General features: G+C 68.1%; 17 protein-coding genes. 8 read left to right on the top strand and 9 right to left on the bottom strand.

Translation table 11 applies throughout. From position 1 onward, the window contains the following. Window positions 1-22 precede the first annotated feature (22 nt). Window positions 23-1,033, bottom strand: coding sequence for a polyprenyl synthetase family protein (locus tag TPR58_RS00530; RefSeq protein ID WP_346244645.1), 1,011 nt, complete (start codon window positions 1,031-1,033; stop codon window positions 23-25). Between the two features lie 92 nt (window positions 1,034-1,125). Between TPR58_RS00530 and TPR58_RS00525 the strand changes: the two genes are divergently transcribed. Further along, entirely contained in the window at window positions 1,126-1,407 is a 282-nt protein-coding gene (locus TPR58_RS00525; protein WP_346244644.1) for a chorismate mutase, read from the top strand. Beyond that, the gene (locus TPR58_RS00520; protein ID WP_346244643.1) at window positions 1,404-2,162 is read left to right on the top strand and encodes a hypothetical protein; all 759 of its coding nucleotides are present in this window, start codon (window positions 1,404-1,406) and stop codon (window positions 2,160-2,162) included. Before TPR58_RS00525 ends, TPR58_RS00520 begins: the two co-directional genes overlap by 4 nt. A gap of 4 nt (window positions 2,163-2,166) precedes the next feature. Here the strand turns inward: TPR58_RS00520 and TPR58_RS00515 are convergent, their stop codons facing one another. From TPR58_RS00515 to TPR58_RS00495, 5 genes are read right to left on the bottom strand one after another with little or no spacing between them, the layout of a single operon-like run. Further along, the gene (locus tag TPR58_RS00515; protein WP_346244642.1) at window positions 2,167-3,780 is read right to left on the bottom strand and encodes a J domain-containing protein; all 1,614 of its coding nucleotides are present in this window, start codon (window positions 3,778-3,780) and stop codon (window positions 2,167-2,169) included. A gap of 38 nt (window positions 3,781-3,818) precedes the next feature. Beyond that, a complete protein-coding gene (gene smc / locus TPR58_RS00510; protein WP_346244641.1) occupies window positions 3,819-7,226 on the bottom strand; it encodes a chromosome segregation protein SMC in 3,408 nt (1,135 codons plus the stop codon). Window positions 7,227-7,248: 22 nt separating this feature from the next. Then, window positions 7,249-7,980, bottom strand: a complete 732-nt coding sequence (locus TPR58_RS00505; protein WP_346244640.1) for a thioredoxin domain-containing protein — start codon at window positions 7,978-7,980, stop codon at window positions 7,249-7,251. A gap of 46 nt (window positions 7,981-8,026) precedes the next feature. Beyond that, entirely contained in the window at window positions 8,027-8,743 is a 717-nt protein-coding gene (locus TPR58_RS00500; RefSeq protein WP_346244639.1) for a thioredoxin domain-containing protein, read from the bottom strand. Beyond that, window positions 8,743-9,270 carry a DUF721 domain-containing protein gene (locus TPR58_RS00495; protein ID WP_346244638.1) on the bottom strand — a complete coding sequence of 176 codons (528 nt, stop codon included), beginning with the start codon at window positions 9,268-9,270 and terminating at the stop codon, window positions 8,743-8,745. Before TPR58_RS00495 ends, TPR58_RS00500 begins: the two co-directional genes overlap by 1 nt. On the opposite strand from TPR58_RS00495, the gene mutY reads away from it, so the two are divergent. Genes mutY through nudC form a run of 3 tightly spaced genes read left to right on the top strand, consistent with a single transcriptional unit; the run spans window position 9,251 to window position 12,506 of the window. Then, window positions 9,251-10,327: an A/G-specific adenine glycosylase gene (gene mutY, locus TPR58_RS00490; RefSeq protein WP_428835675.1), complete on the top strand. Its 1,077-nt coding sequence runs from the start codon at window positions 9,251-9,253 to the stop codon at window positions 10,325-10,327. The two genes, TPR58_RS00495 and mutY, sit on opposite strands and share 20 nt — an antisense overlap. Next, window positions 10,324-11,634: a serine hydrolase domain-containing protein gene (locus TPR58_RS00485; protein ID WP_346244636.1), complete on the top strand. Its 1,311-nt coding sequence runs from the start codon at window positions 10,324-10,326 to the stop codon at window positions 11,632-11,634. The genes mutY and TPR58_RS00485 overlap by 4 nt, the downstream gene beginning before the upstream one ends. Then, window positions 11,631-12,506: an NAD(+) diphosphatase gene (gene nudC / locus TPR58_RS00480; RefSeq protein ID WP_346244635.1), complete on the top strand. Its 876-nt coding sequence runs from the start codon at window positions 11,631-11,633 to the stop codon at window positions 12,504-12,506. The genes TPR58_RS00485 and nudC overlap by 4 nt, the downstream gene beginning before the upstream one ends. A 13-nt stretch (window positions 12,507-12,519) precedes the next feature. Here the strand turns inward: nudC and TPR58_RS00475 are convergent, their stop codons facing one another. Continuing rightward, complete coding sequence (locus tag TPR58_RS00475; protein WP_346244634.1) at window positions 12,520-13,410, bottom strand: prephenate dehydratase; 891 nt, start codon at window positions 13,408-13,410, stop codon at window positions 12,520-12,522. A 139-nt stretch (window positions 13,411-13,549) separates the two neighbouring features. Here TPR58_RS00475 and TPR58_RS00470 point away from each other — a divergent pair, with 139 nt between their 5' ends. Further along, a complete protein-coding gene (locus TPR58_RS00470) occupies window positions 13,550-14,218 on the top strand; it encodes a c-type cytochrome (protein ID WP_346244633.1) in 669 nt (222 codons plus the stop codon). 90 nt (window positions 14,219-14,308) lie between these two features. Here the strand turns inward: TPR58_RS00470 and TPR58_RS00465 are convergent, their stop codons facing one another. After that, window positions 14,309-15,217 (bottom strand): LOG family protein, encoded by a 909-nt coding sequence (locus TPR58_RS00465; protein ID WP_346244632.1) that lies wholly within the window; start codon window positions 15,215-15,217, stop codon window positions 14,309-14,311. Between the two features lie 23 nt (window positions 15,218-15,240). Further along, window positions 15,241-15,945: an extensin-like domain-containing protein gene (locus tag TPR58_RS00460; RefSeq protein ID WP_346244631.1), complete on the bottom strand. Its 705-nt coding sequence runs from the start codon at window positions 15,943-15,945 to the stop codon at window positions 15,241-15,243. A 179-nt stretch (window positions 15,946-16,124) separates the two neighbouring features. Between TPR58_RS00460 and TPR58_RS00455 the strand changes: the two genes are divergently transcribed. After that, entirely contained in the window at window positions 16,125-17,282 is a 1,158-nt protein-coding gene (locus TPR58_RS00455; protein ID WP_346244630.1) for a phosphoserine transaminase, read from the top strand. Between the two features lie 97 nt (window positions 17,283-17,379). Beyond that, a complete protein-coding gene (gene serA, locus TPR58_RS00450) occupies window positions 17,380-18,957 on the top strand; it encodes a phosphoglycerate dehydrogenase (RefSeq protein WP_346244629.1) in 1,578 nt (525 codons plus the stop codon). Window positions 18,958-18,966 lie beyond the last annotated feature (9 nt).

Below are 18,966 nucleotides of genomic sequence, written 5' to 3'. Positions count from 1 at the left end.
GCCGCCAGGCCCGGCGTCGATGTCAGAAAGCGCGGGCGACCGCGAATTCGACCGCCTCGACCATCGCGTCCTTCGCCTTGCCCGAGGGGAAGGCGCCGATCGCATCGATTGCGCGCTGGCCGTAATGGCGGGCGCGGGCGAGCGTGTCGTCGACCGAGTGGCTGGCCTGAACCAGTCGGATCGCCTCGATGAAATCCTCGTCCGAATTGCGGTGGCCGGTCACCGCCGCCTTCCAGAAGGCGCGCTCCTCGTCATTGCCGCGCGCATAGGCGAGGATCACGGGGAGCGTCATCTTGCCCTCGCGGAAATCGTCGCCGGCGTCCTTGCCCATCGTCCCCGCGTCGGAGACATAGTCGATCGCGTCATCGACAAGCTGGAAGGCGATGCCGAGATTGCGGCCATAGGCATCGAGCGCGGCTTCCTCGCCCTCGCCGCGCTCGGCGACGACCGCCGCGATGCGGCAGGCGGCGGCGAACAGCGCGGCAGTCTTCGCGCCGATGATGTCGAGATAGCGTTCTTCGCTCAGGTCGACCTTTCGCACCGCGGTAAGCTGGTTGACCTCGCCCTCGGCGATGATCGCGCTGGCGCTGGAAAGGATCTTGAGCACCTTGAGGCTGCCGTCCTCGACCATCAGCTCGAACGACCGGCTGAACAGGAAGTCGCCCACCAGCACGCTGGCCGGGTTGCCCCAGATGATGTTGGCGGTGCGGCGGCCGCGGCGCAGGTCGGACGAATCGACGACATCGTCATGCAGCAGGGTCGCGGTGTGGATGAACTCGACCGCGGCGGCCAGCCGGTGATGGCGATTGCCCGAATAGCCGAGCAGTTCGGCGCTCGCGAGCGTCAGCATCGGGCGCATCCGCTTGCCGCCGCCGGCGATCAGGTGGCCGGCCAGTTCGGGAATCAGCGGGATGTCGGACTGCATCCGGTCGAGGATCACCGCATTCACCGCGTTCATCCCCGGCGTCACCAGAGAGATCATCGGCTCCAGCGAAGGCTCGCGGGAGGTGAGGCGGTGGATGGTTGCGCTCATTCGGGCGCTCTGGCCTGTGCGTGCGGCAAACGCAAGGGCGCGGGGTTGCGCAAGATGCCCCCGCGCGCAAAAGGAGCTTTGGGAGGACGCGCATGAGCGACGAAGTGCTGAGCCGTTATCGTCAGAGCATCGACAATATCGATGCCGCGCTGGTCCATATGCTGGCCGAACGATTCAAGGTGACCCAGGCGGTGGGCGCGTACAAGGCGAAGCATCAGCTGCCCGCGGCCGATCCGGGCCGTGAGGAGCGCCAGATCGCGCGCCTCCGCGGGCTGGCCAAGGACGCCGATCTCGATCCGGAATTTTCCGAAAAATTCCTGCGCTTCATCATCGACGAGGTGATTCGCCACCACGAGCAGGCGCGCGACAAGTGAGGCGAGCCATTGCGGCGGCGATGGCGGGCGTGGCGCTGATCGCCGGCGCCACCGTCTGGTTCGCCACCCGGTCGCCTGAGTCGGAGCCGGCGCCGTTTCGGACGCCCAGCGCCCGGCCGAGCGCATCCCCCGCACCGGTGGCTTCGCCGTCCCCCGATGCGGCAACGCGCCTTGCCCGCGCGGTTGCTGCCGCCTTTCCCAAGGGTACGCGGTTCCCGAGGGAGTTCAACGTGATGGAGTTCGACGACCATCGATTGATCGACGCGCCTTTCGGCCCGGTGCTGGTCAGCCATGGTCATGTCGAGGATGCCGGCCACTCGGATGCCGGCACGATCCGGGTCGATTACCTGACCGAGCGCGACGGCAGCTTCGCGCTCGCCCGCAGCTTCCCCAAGGTGATCGAACTCGGCAGCATGGGGGATCTCGGCGACTGGTCGGTGTCCGACCGGTTCACCAGCCTTCCGGTGATCGTCGCCGAGGGCGGCGGCACCTGGCAGGGCTATAGCTGCAGCATGACCGCGCTTGCCGAACTCCGTCCCGACGGACCCGCCGAAGTGGCGTCGATCCGTTCCGCCTATTCCAATGGCGGGGCAGTCGAGGGCGTCGCGACCTCGGCCGAGGGAAAGATCGTCGATATCGTGCGCGGAAAGGGCTTCACCATGCGCTTCACCGGCTCGATGACGTTCGACGATCGGTATGTCTGGCGCGATGGCCGCTTCGTTCTTGATGGAAAGAGCCGCCTGCCCGAATGCTGAGCGATCAGCGTCGGGTCCACAGCAGGCGTGCTGCCCGATATGTGATCAGCGACGTGGCGGGTAGTCCCAGAATCAACGGTCCCGTGGTCGTCTCCGATTCCCAAGGGAACCAGATTGCAACGAGGAGTGCCGCGGGAACGACGCACCATGCATGCCAGCTCGTGAGCATCGGAACCTCCTCATGCCCGATGGCCAGGTGCTGGACCAGGATCAGCAGCGGTAGCGCGATGAGGCAGGGTGGGTAGCCTAGGCCGCCATAAACCACCGCTGCGGTGGCGAGGACCCCAAGGATTACAACCATCACGGTCAATGCAATCCGGAGGATACGCCTCTCTGCCGGGAGAGGCCCGATACGCAGGAAGCTCTTGTAGGTGATGAACGAGGCGGTCACGAGAGGCGCCAATGCCATGGCGCCAACCTTGATGTCCGACAAGTAAAGCAGGAGGCCCCCTACCCCAAGGGCGAAGGCTGGCCCGGTAACGGCTCTGCCTTCAGAGTCGTCGTCATCGTCGAGAGCGACAGATGCAGCGCTTCGATGCTCGTTGCCGATCATCGCGAATGTGACCACTGCGATGCCCGCCAGTATGAGCATGGCTTCGATTGACGGCGGCGTGACTGCTGCCGCGATCGGCAGGCACAGCCCAACAGTCAGAGCCAAGATATCAAGGAGCGTGAACCCACGGCGCTCGCCTGCGCATTTCTCGAAACGCAGCCTGACGAGAACGCCGCCTAGGGTGACTGCGGTCACCGTAAGCAACAAGAGCAACGCCTCGGTCGCCTGTCGTGCCGATCCCAGCGGATAGGCGGCAATCGAGACCGCGGATCCGATCGCCAAGGATTGCATCAGGTCGATCAAGCGGAGACGGGGCCGACCGCGGCGCGTCTGCCACCACGCCCAGGCTTCGGGGTCCAGTTCATCCGCCAGGTTGGGGAAGTGCTTCTCCGACAGGTCGAACAACGCCTCAACCAGCGGCAGGAGCCGCCGCTCCTTCCAGGGATTTGGTCTCGAAAACGGGCTCCGAAGCGCGTCATAGGCTGGTTTCAGGTCAGGCTCACGGATGAGAATCTTGTTCTCGACGTGCATGGCCAACGCCCATTCCACGGTCGGGGAGGGGAATTGCAGCTCACGCCAGCCAAAGGCGCGTATCGCCGGGCCAAGCAGAGGCTCGGCGCGCAGCGCGCCGAGGTCGATAAGATCGAGTATCGCATCCTCGATGCGCATGGCATCATCGACCCGAGTCAGGGTGGCCGGTGAGAGCAGCTCCTGCAGAAGTCGCCGGATCGCCGGCTCGTCCACCGGGACGTCCGGGATCAGAACATGTTCGCTGAGTTCGGAAAGGAGCGTCTCGATCCGATCGCTCGCCCGCTGAGGCGTCGAGGTTTCGATGATGGTCGGACCGCTTCCGGCGGGTCGAAGGCTCGCCGATGGTGCCGTCGCATCGGCCGACGCAGGTTGTTCGGCTTCCCCGCGGGCTGCCTCATAGGCCTCTCTCAAGGCGATGAATTGCTCGGGCTCGAGATCGGGGTCGATCTCCTTCAGGCGTCGGATATATGCCGATCGTATCGCGCGCTGATCATCCGTTGGCTCAAGGCCTAGCGTTTGCCAAATATCCCCCACCCGGCCATTTTGCCGAGCCGCGATGCGCGCACAAGGCGCTATTCCGCCGCGAGCAGGCTTTCGGCGCCGCCAAGGTCGACCGAGACGAGGCGGCTGACCCCGCGCTCGACCATCGTCACACCGAAGAGGCGGTGCATGCGGCTCATCGTCGCGGCATTGTGGGTGACGATCAGGTAGCGGGTGCGGGTTTCCTGCGTCATCGTGTCGAGCAGGTCGCAGAAGCGTTCGACATTGGCGTCGTCGAGCGGGGCGTCGACCTCGTCCAGGACGCAGATCGGCGCAGGGTTGGTCAGGAACAGCGCGAAGATCAGCGCAACCGCGGTCAGTGCCTGCTCGCCGCCCGACAACAACGTCAGCGACTGGAGGCGCTTGCCCGGCGGCTGCGCCATGATCTCGAGCCCCGCTTCGAGCGGATCGTCCGAATCGACGAGTTCAAGATGCGCCTGGCCGCCGTTGAACAGGGCGGTGAACAGGCGGCGGAAATGCTGGTCGACCGCCTCGAACGCCGCCAGCAGCCGCTGGCGCCCCTCGCGGTTGAGCGTCCCGATCGAGCCGCGCAGCCGATGCACCGCCTGGCTGAGTTCGTCGCGCTCCTTCGCGCTACTTTCCGCCGAGGCGGTCAGTTCCGCGAGTTCGCTCTCCGCGACCAGATTGACCGGCCCGATCCGTTCGCGCTCGGCGATCAGCCGGTCGTGGCCGGTCGATTCCTCCTGCGGCTCGCGCACATTGGCCTCGTCGAAGCCGGCGCGCTGCGGCAGCAGCGGGGGCGGGCATTCGAACCGCTCGCCCGACAGTCGACCCATCTCGATCCGGCGCATCTCCTGATTCTCGGCGCGTGCGGTGGCGCCCGCCCGGGCCTCGCGCGCCTGGGTCAGCGCTTCGTTCGCGCCGCGCACCTCACCCTCGGTTGCCCGAACCGCCGCTTCGGCGTCACGCTCGGCGGCCTGGGCAGCGGCGCTCGCCGCGCGCGCCGCTTCGCCCGCCGCCTCCGCCTCGGCAACCTTCGCATCGAGCTGGGCGGGACGGTCGACCAGCGCCTCGCTCTCCTCGGCCAGTTCGACCGCGCGCTTGTCCATCTCGGCCGATCGCCGGGCCGCCTCCCCGGCGCGAGTGTTCCACCCCTTGGCTTCGGCGGCAGCGGCGGCGCGGCGCTCGCGTGCCTGGGCGATCTCGCGTTCCAGCGTGCCGCGCTCGGTCCGGGCAGAGGCGGCGGCGGTGCGGCGGGTCTCGGCCTCGGACGACAGCCGGGCAACCTTCTCGCGGGTGGCGCTGCCGTCGGGCAGCGCGGTCCTTGCAGCCTCGGCGCGGGCCAGTTCGGCGGCGGCCTCGTCCTGCTCGGCGACCACGCGGGCGCGGCGGGATTCCAGGTCGGTGCGCTGCGATTCGAGGCGTTCGAGCTGGCCGGTCGCGCGATCCTCGGCACGCGCGGCGTCGCGTCCCGCGGTCTCGGAGGCGTCGAGCAGCCGGCGGCAGTCGCTGGCATTGCGGCGCGCCTCGGCAATCGCCTCGTCGATGCGGGCCAGTTCGGCATCGGCGGATTCGACGGCGCGGACCGCCGCGGGGCGGGCCTTTTCGATCGCCGACAGCCGGTTGATCCGCACCAGCCGCTCGGCAGCGGCGGCGCCGCCGGATCTGGCGACATAGCCGTCCCATCGGCGCAGCGTGCCCGCCAGCGTGACCAGCCGCTGGCCGACCGCCAGCGTCTGGCCGGTATCGGCGTCTGCGACCAGCGTCTGCGCCAGGCGGCGGGCAAGCTGCGCCGGTGCCTGGACATGGGCGGACAGCCGCGAGGTTCCCTGCGCTTCGGCGGGGTCGGCCGGCAGGGCTTCGGCGCCCGACCAGTAGCGCTCGGATCCGGGATCCAGCCCGGCTTCGAGATCGTCGCCCAGTGCGGCGGCGAGCGCGCGTTCATAGCCGGCGTCGACGCGCAGCTTGTCGAGCACGCGATCCTTGTCCGACGGACGAGTCGACTTCGTCAGCGCCTGCGCCTCGCTGTCGAGCTGGGCCAGTTCGGCATGCGCGGCGGAACGGGCCGACTGGGCGCGGTCGCGGCTGTCGATCGCGCCGCGCTCGGTCGCATCGGCCCGGGTCAGGCCGGTCCGCGCGGTTTCGGCCTGGCGCAGTGCCAGCGAGCGTGCCTCGGCAGCGCGCAGCTTTTCGGCCTTGAGCGGTTCGGCATCGGGCAGCGCGCGGCGCTCCGAATCGATCCGAGCCAGGTCGCGCTGGCTGCGCTCGACACGGGCGCGGGCCGCGGCAAGCGCGGCCTCGGCGACGCGCGCTTCCGCCGCCTCGGTTGCCTGGGCCGCAAGCGCCTGCGCCAGCGCCACTTCGGCGTCGCGCGCGGCCCGCTCGGCATCGGCCAGCGCGGTGTCGAGCGTCGGCACCCGCTCGGTCGCGCCGGCGATGCGCTGGTCGAGTGTCGTGACTTCCTCGGCCAGTCGCGCCAGTGCCTCGGCGGCATCGCGGGCGAGCGCGCCCTCGCGGCTGCGGTCGTCGGCCAGCCGGCGTTCGGCATCCTTCAGGTCGGCGATGCGACGCTCGACGGCATGGCGCTCGCTGCGCAGCGTCGCGAGCGCGTGCATCGCCTCGCTGGCGCGGTCGCGCACCATCAGGGCATCGGCGCGCAACGTGGCCAGCGCGGTCGCCGCTTCCTGCTGCGCCGCCACCGCCCGGTCATGGGTCGCGCTGCGCTCGGTCACCAGCGCGTCGGCGGTCTGCGCTTCCTTCTTGGCGATATCGGCGGCGGTGGCCGCTTCGCGCCACCGGGCGAAGATCAGCCGCGCCTCGGCGACGCGGATCCGGTCGGACAACTCGCGATAGCGTTCGGCCTGGCGCGCCTGTCGGCGCAACGCCTGGGCGCGTGTTTCCTGGTCGGTGATGACCTCGTCGAGCCGGGCGAGATTGGTCTCGGTCGCGCGCAGCTTCTGCTCGGCATCCTTGCGGCGCACATGCAGCCCGGCGATGCCGGCCGCCTCCTCGAGCATGGCGCGGCGCTCGGCGGGCTTGGCGGAGATGATCGCGCCGATCCGTCCCTGGCTGACCAGCGCGGGGCTGTGCGCGCCGGTCGCGGCATCGGCAAAGGCGAGCGACACGTCCTTGGCGCGGACGTCGCGGCCGTTGATGCGATAGGCCGAACCGGCGCCGCGCTCGATCCGGCGGACGATCTCGACCTCGCCCTCGTCGCCCATCTCGTCGGTGAGGATCGAGACTTCGGCAAAGTCGCGCTGGGGGCGGGTGGCGGTGCCCGCGAAGATCACGTCCTCCATGCCGGCACCGCGCATCGACTTCGGGCTGTTCTCGCCCATCGCCCAGCGCAGCGCCTCGAGCAGGTTGGACTTGCCGCAGCCATTGGGGCCGACGATGCCGGTCAGCCCGGGTTCGATGCGCAGGTCGGCGGGATCGACGAAGCTCTTGAACCCCGAAAGCCGGAGCCGCTTGATCTGCATCGTCCCGCCCCCTTGCCGGAGGTCAGCGGGCGCCGGCGGCGCGCAGCGCGGGCTCCATCTGCTCCCATCCACCTTCGAACTTGACGTCGTTGATGAAGAAGCTGGGCGTGCCGGTGACGCCCTTCTCGACGCCCGCCTGCGCATTCTTGGCGACCGCGTCGATCGCGCTCTGGTCGCTGAGGCACTTGTCGAGCTGCGCCTGCGATACGCCGCGCTGCTTCATGAACTCCGCATAGCCGAGCAGGTTGACGAACTGCTTCGCCTGGTCGCCGGGGGCCATCGACTGCATCTTCCGGAAGGTGTCCTCGGGGATCTGCGCCGCCCGGTCGTTGAAGCTCTTCTGGTCGGCATACATGCCGTCGAGGATCGGGAAGAAGCTCTCGGCAGGCACGCAGTGGCCGATCAGAATGAGACCGAGATCCTGCGGATGGAGCGGGAAGTCGCGGAATTCATAGCTGACCTGACCGGTCGAGACATATTTCTCGCGCAGCGGCTCGACCGCGGTGGTCGCGAAATAGCCGCATCCGGGGCAGCTGCGCGAGCCGAACTCGACCAGCTTGACCGGCGCGTTGGGATTGCCCTGGCGCATGCCGCCCTCGGGCGTCTTCTCGACGACGTCGACCCATTTCTTGCCGGCGGGTGCGGCGACCTTGGGCGCGGCGGGGCCCTGGGCAGTGGCGACGTTTCCGTCGGTCGAACCGCCGCCGCAGCCGGCCAGGGCGAGCGATGCGATCAGGGCAAGGGTAACACGCATTTCAGGTCTCCGTTGGTAAATCACAGGCGCGCAGATCGGGCCGGAATCACTTGAGCAGGGGTTCGAGCTGAGCCCAGCTGTAGACATTGTCGAGCTTGCGACCGTTGAGGAAGAAGCTGGGGGTGCCGTTGACGCCCAGCTTCTGCGCATCGCCGGTGATCTTGCCCAGTTCGATCAACGCAGGCCGGTCGGCCAGGCACTGGGTGACTCGCGCCTCGGTCATGCCACGCTGCTTGAAGAAGGCGGTGTAGCCCAGCTTGTCGGACAGGGCCCTGGCCTGGGGAACGACCTCCATGTCCTCGAGCGCCTTGAAATCGGCGTCGGTCAGCGCCTGTCCGCGGGCGTTGAACCCCGGCTGGCCGGCGAACATCGCATCGAGCGTCGAGAAATAGCGGGCGGTCGGCACGCAGCGGCCGAGCAGCGAGATCGCGATGTCCTGCGGATGGATCAGAAAGTCGCGAAACTCGTAGCTGACCTTGCCGCTGGCGACATAGCTGCTGAACAGCGGCTTCGACTCGGCGGCGAAGCGGGCGCAGGTCGGACAGCTGCGCGAGCCATATTCGACCAGCTTGAGCGAGGCGTTGGGGTTGCCGATGCGATAGCCTGCCTCGGGCGTCTTGACGATCGTCGTCAGCCAGTTCGGCCTGGCCGCCGGTCGCGGCGCTGCCTTCTTCGCGGCCGCGGGGCGCCCCTTGTGCGCCTGGGCCAGTGCGGCAGGCGAGGCGACGAACAGGGCAAGGAAAGCCAGGAGAAGGAAACGCATCAGTCGATTCTGCCGAGTTTGGGGATGGCGGAGGCGACGCCCGAGGCAAGCGCCTCGAGAACCGCCTTGAGTTCGGGGTCGGCGATGCCGCGCAGGCTTTCGCCCATTTCCTCCGAGATCGGCTTGAGCTCGGGCAGCGGCGGGGTGACCGCGCGGCGGCGGACCTCGCCGTGGCGGATCTGGAGCTTGCCGACCGCGGTATAGCCGAAGAACCGGTTCACCCGGTCGATGATCTCGGGAGAGATATGCTGCATCATCGGCGCATAGGCCCCGGTGACGACCAGGTGGAGCACGCCTTCGCTCCGCTCTCCCTTGGGGAAGCGGATCGATTCGGGGGAGGAAACGCGGGCATAGCGTTCGCCGACGATCTCGGCCCAGCGGCTGACCACGGCGTGCTGGACGAAGCCGAACTTGCGGAACGCGGCGCGACCGACATCGGGCAGCAGATCGCTGACCGGGCGGGCGCGGTTGCTGCGCTTGGGCTCGAGCTTGGGCTGGCGGGTCGTGATGCGCGGGGGCTTCGTCATTCGCGATCACCCATGCCATAGGCGGGGCGTGCCCGACAACATCGCTGCGACTCTGCTCGACTGGTATGACCTGAACGCCCGCGACCTGCCCTGGCGGGCGCGGCCCGGCGCGAATGCGACCGACCCCTATCGCGTCTGGCTGAGCGAGGTGATGCTTCAGCAGACCCAGGTCGCGACGGTGATTCCCTATTTCGAGAAATTCACCGCGCGCTGGCCCGATTTCGCGGCGCTGGCGGCGGAAGAGGATGCCGAGGTGATGAGCGCCTGGGCGGGGCTCGGCTATTACGCCCGGGCGCGCAACATGCTCGCCTGCGCCCGCGAGGTCGCGCGTCTGGGCGCGATTCCCGACACCGAGGCCGAGCTGCTTCGGCTGCCCGGCGTGGGCGGCTATACTGCGGCGGCGGTTGCCGCGATCGCCTTCGGACGGCGCGCAGTCGTGGTGGACGGGAATGTCGAACGGGTCGTCTCGCGACTGTTCGCGCTGTCCGATCCGCTGCCGGGGGCGAAGCCGCAGATCCGGGCGCTGACCGATTCGATCACGCCCGATGCCCGCGCCGGCGATTTTGCGCAGGCGATGATGGACCTGGGCGCGACGATCTGCACCGCGCGGTCGCCGCGCTGCCTGTTGTGCCCGCTGCGAAGCGCGTGCGCCGCCTTCGCCGGCGGCGCGCCGGAGACGTTCCCGGTCAAGACGAAGAAGGCGGCCAAGCCGCAGCGTTACGGCACCCTGTTCTGGTTCGAACGCGATGGACAGGTGCTGCTGGTGCAGCGGCCGGACAAGGGGCTGCTCGGCGGGATGCGCGCCCTGCCGACCGGGCCATGGGTCGAGTCGCCGCCGGGAATCGAAGGCGCGCCGGTCGCGGTCGAGTGGCGGATACTGGGTTCCGGCATCACCCATGTCTTCACCCATTTCCGTCTCGACTGTGCGCTTGCGGTTGCCACAATCGGGGCGCAGGAAGCCGTCCAGGGCATCTGGTGGCCGGTCGCTGAAATCGAGTCGGCGGGGCTGCCGACGGTGTTCGCGAAGGCGGTCGAGGCGATACGGAGAGCGAGATGAAATCACGGTTCCTGAAGCTGGCATTGGGCGGCGCGATGGTCGCGATGGTCGCGGCGCAGTCGACCTCGGCCCAGCAGGCGGCGCCGGCGCCGACCCGGGCGGCGGAGGCGATGCCCGCCGTGCGTGCGATGGCGGATCGCTATGTCGCCGAGCGGAAGGTACCGGGAATCGTCGTCGGCGTCGGCCGCGGCGATCGTCCGACCGAGTTCGTCTCGGCCGGCCGGATCGCTGACGAGCCGCAGGCACCTGCCGCGGGTCCCGACAGTCTGTGGCGCATCTATTCGATGACGAAGCCGGTGACCGGAATGGCGGCGATGATCCTGGTCGAGGAGGGCAAGCTCAAGCTCGACCAGCCGATCTCGGACTTCATCCCGGCGTTTCGCAACATGCGGGTGCTCGACGATCCGAACGGCACCACGCTGGCCAGCCATCCGGCAAAGACCCAGATCACGGTACGGCACCTGCTGACCCACACAGCGGGGCTCGGCTATTCGATCATCACCAAGGGGCCGCTGCTCGACGAATATAACCGGCTGGGCCTCAACCCCGCCGCGGTGGGCCCGGCGATGGAACCCCAGATGCGCGCCGCGCGCGCGCCGACGCTGGAGGAGTTCGCCAACCGCGTCGCTCAAGCACCGCTGATCGCCGAGCCGGGGACGAAGTGGAGCTATTCGATCGGGCTCGACCTGCTGGGCCGGGTGATCGAGGTCGCGTCGGGACAGAAGTTCGACGATTTCCTGAAGGCGCGCATCTTCGATCCGCTCAAGATGAATTCGACCGGGTTCGTGGTGGCGCCGGAGAATGCGTCGCGGCTGGCGACCAATTATTTCTACATGGGCGAGAATCGGGTGCCGGTGGATGGCGGCCCGACCTCGATCTGGCTGAAGCCGCCCAGCTTCCCCTATGGCGGTGCCGGCCTGGTGTCTTCGGCGCGCGATTATGACCGGTTCCTCCACATGCTGCAAAATGGCGGCACGCTGGACGGGGTGCGGATCATGAAGCCGGAAACCGCGAAGCTGGCGATGTCGAACCTGCTGCCGGCGGGCACCGATACCAGCGCGCTCGGCGCGATCAGCGGCCTTTCGGGAAAGCTCGGCTTCGGCGCGGGCGGCTCGGTCTATCTCGTGGATGTTCCCGGCGGGGTGGGCAAGGGGACCTATGGCTGGGCCGGCGCCGCCGGTACGCTCGCCTGGGTCGATCCCGAGCGCAGCATTCGCGGGGTCGTCATGGTGAACTATATGCCGGGCGAGAAATGGCCGCTGCGTGCCGACATCAACCAGGCGATCGCGGCCGATTTCCGCCGGTGACGCGTCCCACCGGCTTTACGGGCGGCACGTTCGACCGCGCCGATCCGCTGCGCAGCGATGCGCAGCGGCTGGCGGCGGCGGTTGCCGATCCGCGGGCACGGCTGCTGCGGATGCAGGCGCTCGATCCTGAACTGACGGCCGAGGGTCGGCTGGTCTGGGGGTCGCTGGCGGAGGTGGGGGACGAGGACGACCTGGTCTTTCTCGGCTTCATCGACGGGGTGCCGCATTTCGTGGCGGTCGATCCCCAGGCACCCCCGGTGGTCGGCCGGTCGCCCGCGGTCTTCCGGGCGCTGGAAATCCTGCCGGCCGACGAGGCCGCCAATTATGCAGCGGCGCGCAGCGTGGTCGACTGGCATCTGCGTCATCGCTTCTGCGCGGTGTGCGGCACCCGCACGCAGCTGTTCCGTGCCGGCTGGGGCCGCAAATGCCCGGTGTGCAATGCCGAGCATTTCCCGCGAACCGACCCGGTGGTCATCATGATCGCCGAGCATGACGGCCGTGCCCTGCTCGGTCGCCAGCCGGTCTGGCCGCGCGGGCGATATTCGGCGCTGGCGGGATTCCTCGAGCCCGGCGAATCGATCGAGGAAGCGGTCGCGCGCGAAACGCTCGAGGAGACCGGTATTCGCGTCCGCGATATCCGCTACATCGCCAGCCAGCCCTGGCCGTTCCCCTCGTCGCTGATGATCGCGTGCATCGCCCGGGCCGACGGCGACGAGATCGTCCTCGACCGGAACGAACTCGAGGACGCGCTGTGGTTCACCCGGGACGAGGTTCGCGCCGCGCTGGCCGGTGATCCCGATGCCCGATTTATCGCGCCGCCGCCCTATGCGATCGCCCACACGCTGCTGACCGCCTGGGTCGAGGGCGACTGACGCCGCGCCCGGGTCAGCCGCGCTGGCGCGCCTGGGCGTAGCTGCCGAGCACGCGCATCGACTTGGTGTGGAACTTCAGTTCCTCCAGCGCGCGGTCCAGCGGGGGCTCGCCGGGGCGGCCGGTGACGTCGGTATAGAATTCGGTGGCGGCGAAGCTGCCGCCGCGCTGGTAGCTTTCCAGCTTGGTCATGTTCACGCCGTTGGTCGCGAAGCCGCCCAGCGCCTTGTAGAGCGCGGCGGGGACGTTCTTCACCTCGAAGATGAAGGTCGTCATCCACGGGCCATCGCCCGCCGGCTCCTGCGCCTCGCGCGCGAGGATGACGAATCGGGTCATGTTGTGATCGGCGTCGGCGAGGTTCTTGGCGAGGATGTTCAGGCCATACAGCTCGCCCGCCCCCGGCGGCACCAGCGCAGCGACCGCGGGGTCCGCCAGCTCGGCCACGACCGCACCGGCGCCGGCTGTATCGGGATAGGCGACCGGGGTGATGCCCTGCTGTTTCAACCAGAAGCGGCACTGGCCCAGCGCCTGCGGGTGGCTCATCGCCTCGCGGACCTGGCCGATCTCGCCGGTCGCGACCAGATCGTAGCGGATCGGCAGGAAATGCTCGCCGGTGATCGCCAGACCCGATTCGGGCAGCAGGAAATGGATGTCGGCGACGCGGCCGTGCAGTGAATTCTCGATCGGGATGATCGCGCGGTCGGCCCTGCCTTCGCGAACCGCATCGATCGCGTCCTCGAAGCTGAAGCAGGGCAAGGGCGCGCCCTCGGGGAACGCCTGCATCGCCGCGATGTGCGAGTTCGCGCCCGGTGCGCCTTGGAACGCGACCGCGCGTCCGGGCTCGGCAGCGGCGGCTTCGATCATGCGCGCGACGATCGGACGGGCGGGGGCGGCGAAATTATCCATTGGCCGCGCGCGCTAGCTGGCCTGCGCGCAGGCGACAAGCCCGGTGACGGGTCTTGATCGTGCAGCGTGGTGAAAGGGTTGGCTTGCGATGCGGGAATCTGCACTCTAGAGGAAAGCTCGAAATCTCAGGGGCGACACGATGGACGATCGCGCGAATACGTTTATGGGGTGGGCTCTGGCCGGCGGTATTGCCGCGCTTGGCCTGTCGATCGTCAGCGGCATGGTGTTCAAGGCACATGAACCCGCCAAGGCCGGCTATGCGATCGAGGGCGAAGTCGAGGCTGCAGGCGGCGCCGAGGCCGACAAGCCGATCGCGGCGCTGCTCGGCACCGCCGATCCCGCCAAGGGTGCCGACGTCTTCAAGAAGTGCGCGGCGTGCCATACGATCAATCAGGGCGGCGCGAACGGTATCGGCCCGAACCTGTGGGGAACCATGGGTGAGGCGATCGGCCAGGGCAAGGCGGGCTTCGCCTTCTCCGATGCGCTGAAGGGTGTCGGCGGCAGCTGGGACTTCGACAAGATGGACGCGTGGCTGAAGAATCCGCGCAAGTTCGCGCCCGGCACGAAGATGACCTTCGCCGGCCTGCCCAACCAGCAGGACCGCGCGAACCTGATCGTCTACATGAACCAGCAGGGGTCGAACCTGCCGCTGCCGGCAGCGCCCGCAGTGACCGAGGAGCCGGCCGCAGCCGGCAACGAGACCGATGCCGCACCGGGCGGCAACCTTTCGAACGAAGCGACCCCGGCATCGGGCGCGCCGTCGGTCGACAAGGCGGCGGCGGTTCAGGCGGAGAAGAAGGCAGACTGAGCCCTTTCGCGAGGGCATTCGCAAAAAAGAGCCGCGGAGGATCTCCTCCGCGGCTCTTTTTCATGGGCTCGCGATCGGTCCGCCGCCGTCTCACTCGTGTCCGTTGATCCGCGCGCGGGGGCGCTCGATGCGGGTATGGTCCTTGTCGCGCCAGAATTCCTGCACGATCTCCCAGCCTTCCTCGGCGGTTTCGCAGAAGTGGAACAGGTCCAGGTCCTTGGCGGAGATCACGCCTTCCTCGCACAGCGCCTCGAAATTGACGACGCGGTTCCAGAAATCCCTGCCGTAGAAGATCACCGGAATCGGCGCGATCTTGCCAGTCTGGATCAGCGTCAGCAGCTCGAACGATTCGTCGAACGTGCCGAATCCGCCGGGGAACACCGCCACGGCGCGCGCATGCAGCAGGAAGTGCATCTTCCTGAGCGCGAAATAGTGGAACTGCATGCTCAGGCCGGGCGTGACATAGGGGTTGGGCGCCTGTTCGTGCGGCAGCACGATGTTCAGGCCGATCGTGTCCGCGCCGACGTCACGTGCGCCGCGATTGGCGGCTTCCATGATCGAAGGGCCGCCGCCCGAGGTGACGACGAAATGCTGCTTGCCCGCCTCGTCGCGGGGGAAATTGCTCGCCAGCCGCGCCAGTTCGCGCGCGACGTCGTAATATCTCGACTTCTCGACCAGCTTCTCGGCGATCTTCCGGCCCTCGGGCGTGGTCGCCAGGTCGAGCAGCGCGGTCGCCTTGGACGGCTCGGGGATGCGGGCCGAGCCATAGACGACGAAGGTCGATGCGATGTTCGCCTCGTCGAGCAGCAATTGCGGCTTCAACAGCTCGAGCTGGAATCGGACGGGGCGCAGGTCGTCGCGCAGCAGGAAATCCATGTCCTGGAACGCGAGCCGATAGGCGGGATGTTCGGTCTGGGGGGTGGTGCCGTGATCCTTGGCGGTCTCGGCGTCCTGCTTCGCGGGCCGGAAGACCCGCGACGGTACTTTGGTATCGGTCATTTATATCCGCTTAGCGGAAAGGGTCAGCGGCAGAAAGGGCCCTTGCCCATGTCGAAGTGCAGATGATTGTAGTGCGCCGCATTATATTCCGGGCTCAGCACGGTCTTGAAGCGGCGGCAGGCGGATTTGTGGACCGCCTCCAGGAAGCGCTGTGTGTCCGGGTCGGACGATTTCCAGTCGCGCTCGATCGTGATGCGCCGCCCGTCGCGCAGGACGAAGCCCGAGATGTCCACCGCATTGGCATAGGCGTGCTCGGACAGTTTGGCCGCCCCGGCCGCGCCGCGGCCGACGATGCCGCGGCACGAATAGGTGCCATAGGTCTCGACCTTGACCAGTTCGCTCTTGAGAATCTGCGCCGCCGCCGGGGCGACCGCGTGGCGCACCCAGCCGGTCAGCGCCCGTGCCGCCGGGCAGGTGATCGCCTTCAAGTTGGTGACCGGCACGCCGATGTCGAGCAGCTGGACCGCGCCCGTGACGATGCAGCCGCCGCCATAGTCGCGGTCCGGCAGCGGGCTGTAGCGCACATCGGCGCGCGACAGGTCGGTGAAACATTGCTGGGTCTCGCGCGAGGTCGGCAGGTTCAGCGTGACCGGGCCCGATCCCCGCTCCCTGACGGGCGGGTGTGACGGCCGCTGAGCGGGGCGCGGATCGCGATCGCCGTCTCCTCCGAACAGGCAGGCAGACAGGACGAGCGGCAACAGGGCGACGCAGAACCAACGCACGTGCATCGGGACAGGATACACAAATGGTCGTCAATCTCACGCGCTTCATCTGGGTTTACCGCGAGACGCATCAAAATTGCGCGTAGTGGCCGAACTGCGCAATTGACTTTCCCCGACGCGGCTTTAGGGCCGTCGGCGGGCCACGCGGTCCCAACGCCGCGCAGCTCTCTGTAAGGAGAGATTACATGACTGATACGATCGTTACCGACGTCACCGCCACGTCCGCGAAGCCCGCCACCCGGCCGGCACGCCCCCATTTTTCCTCCGGTCCCTGCGCCAAGCCGCCCGGCTGGTCGCCCGAGAAGCTCGCCACCGAGGTCCTCGGCCGCTCGCACCGCTCCAAGCTCGGCAAGTCCCGTATCGCCTATTGCATCGACCTGATGCGCGAGATGCTGCAGCTGCCCGATACGCACCGCATCGGCATCGTTCCCGGCTCCGACACCGGCGCCTTCGAGATGGCGATGTGGACGATGCTCGGCGCGCGCGGCGTGACGACGCTCGCCTGGGAGAGCTTCGGTGAAGGTTGGGTCACCGATGCCGTCAAGCAGCTGAAGCTCGATCCGACCGTGGTGCGCGCCGATTACGGCCAGCTGCCCGATCTGGCCGCGATCGACTGGTCGACCGACGTGCTGTTCACCTGGAACGGCACCACCTCCGGCGTGCGCGTGCCGAACGGCGACTGGATCCCGGACGACCGCGAGGGCCTGAGCTTCGCAGACGCCACCAGCGCGGTGTTCGCCTATGACCTGCCCTGGGACAAGATCGATGTCGCGACCTTCTCGTGGCAGAAGGTTCTGGGCGGCGAGGGCGGCCACGGCGTCCTGATCCTCGGCCCGCGCGCGGTCGAGCGGCTCACCGACTACACCCCGGTCTGGCCGCTGCCGAAGGTGTTCCGCCTCGTGTCCAAGGGTGCGCTCGCCGAGGGGGTGTTCAAGGGCGAGACGATCAACACCCCGTCGATGCTGGCGGTCGAGGATGCGATCTTCGCGCTGGAATGGGCCAAGGGTCTGGGCGGTGCCGCCGGCCTGATCGCGCGCTCCGACGCCAATGCGGCGGCGCTGGACCGGATCGTCGCCGAGCGCGACTGGCTGGGCCATCTTGCCGCCGACGAGGCATCGCGGTCGAAGACCAGCGTCTGCCTGACGGTCGAGGGCGCGGACGAGGCCTTCATCAAGAAGTTCGCCGCGCTGCTGGAGGCCGAGGGCGCCGCCTATGACGTCGCCGGGTATCGCGACGCTCCGGCGGGCCTGCGCATCTGGTGCGGCGCGACCGTCGATACCGCCGATATCGAGGCGCTCGGCCCCTGGCTCGACTGGGCCTACGCGACCGTCAAGGCGGGCTGACCCCGCATCCGGGTTCGTGCGGCGCGCGGACCCTTTCTCCCCACAGGACTTCATGCGCAGCCGCGGCAGCGGCGCGCCCTATCGACAGGATATGACCATGCCCAAGGTACTGATCAGCGACAAGATGGACCCCAAGGCCGCCGAGATCTTCCGCGAGCGCGGGGTCGAGGTGGACGAGATCACCGGCAAGACTCCCGAGGAACTGGCCGCGATCATCGGCAATTATGACGGCCTCGCGATCCGCAGCTCGACCAAGGTGACCAAGGCGATACTCGACGCCGCGACCAACCTCAAGGTCGTCGGCCGTGCCGGCATCGGCGTCGACAATGTCGATATTCCCGCCGCCTCGTCCAAGGGCGTGGTGGTGATGAACACTCCGTTCGGCAATTCGATCACCACCGCCGAGCATGCCGTCGCGCTGATGTTCGCGCTCGCCCGCCAGCTGCCCGAGGCCGATGCCTCGACCCAGGCCGGCAAGTGGGAGAAGAACCGCTTCATGGGCGTCGAGCTGACCGGCAAGACGCTGGGCCTGATCGGCGCCGGCAATATCGGATCGATCGTCGCCGACCGGGCGCAGGGCCTGCGCATGAAGGTGATCGCGTTCGATCCGTTCCTGAGCCCGGAGCGCGCGGTCGAGATGGGTGTCGAAAAGGTCGAGATCGAGCAGCTGCTGGCACGCGCGGACTTCATCACGCTGCACACGCCGCTGACCGACCAGACCCGCAACATCCTCAGCCGCGAGAACCTGCTGAAGACCAAGAAGGGCGTTCGCATCATCAACTGCGCGCGCGGCGGCCTGATCGACGAGGCGGCGCTGAAGGAACTGCTCGATTCGGGCCATGTCGCCGGTGCCGCGCTGGATGTGTTCGTGACCGAGCCTGCCAAGGAGCATGCGCTGTTCGGCACGCCCAACTTCGTCGCGACCCCGCATCTGGGCGCGTCGACCAGCGAGGCGCAGGTCAATGTCGCGATCCAGGTCGCCGAGCAGATGGCCGATTTCCTCGTCTCGGGCGGCGTCACCAACGCGCTCAACATGCCGAGCCTGTCGGCCGAGGAAGCGCCGCGGGTGAAGCCCTATATGGAGCTGGCCGAGAAGCTGGGCAGCCTGGTCGGCCAGCTGCAGCACGGCACCATTCCGCGGGTCTCGATCCACAGCGAGGGCGCTGCCGCCGAACTGAACCAGAAGCCGATCGTCAGCGCGGTGCTGTCGGGTTTCCTGCGCGTCCATTCGGACACGGTGAACATGGTCAATGCGCCGTTCCTGGCCAAGGAGCGCGGGATCGAGGTGCGCGAGGTCCGCACCGAGAAGGAAGGCGATTATCACACGCTGGTCCGCGTCTCGGTGAAGACCGATGCCGGCGAGCGCTCGGTCGCGGGCACCCTGTTCGGCAACAAGGCGCCGCGCCTGGTCGAACTGTTCGGCATCAAGGTCGAGGCCGATCTGATCGGCCACATGCTCTATGTCGTGAACGAGGATGCGCCGGGCTTTATCGGCCGTCTGGGCACCACGCTGGGTGAGGCGGGCGTCAACATCGGCACCTTCCACCTCGGCCGGCGCGATGCCGGCGGCGAGGCGGTGCTGCTGCTCTCGGTCGACGAAGCGGTGACCCCGGATCTGATCGCCACCGTCCGTGCGCTCCCGGGCGTGAAGACGGCCATGGCGCTTCGCTTCTGACCTGCCCCT

This window comes from Sphingomonas rustica (assembly GCF_039652585.1).
Taxonomy (GTDB): domain Bacteria; phylum Pseudomonadota; class Alphaproteobacteria; order Sphingomonadales; family Sphingomonadaceae; genus Sphingomonas; species Sphingomonas rustica.
This window is presented reverse-complemented; position numbering and strand designations above follow the sequence as displayed.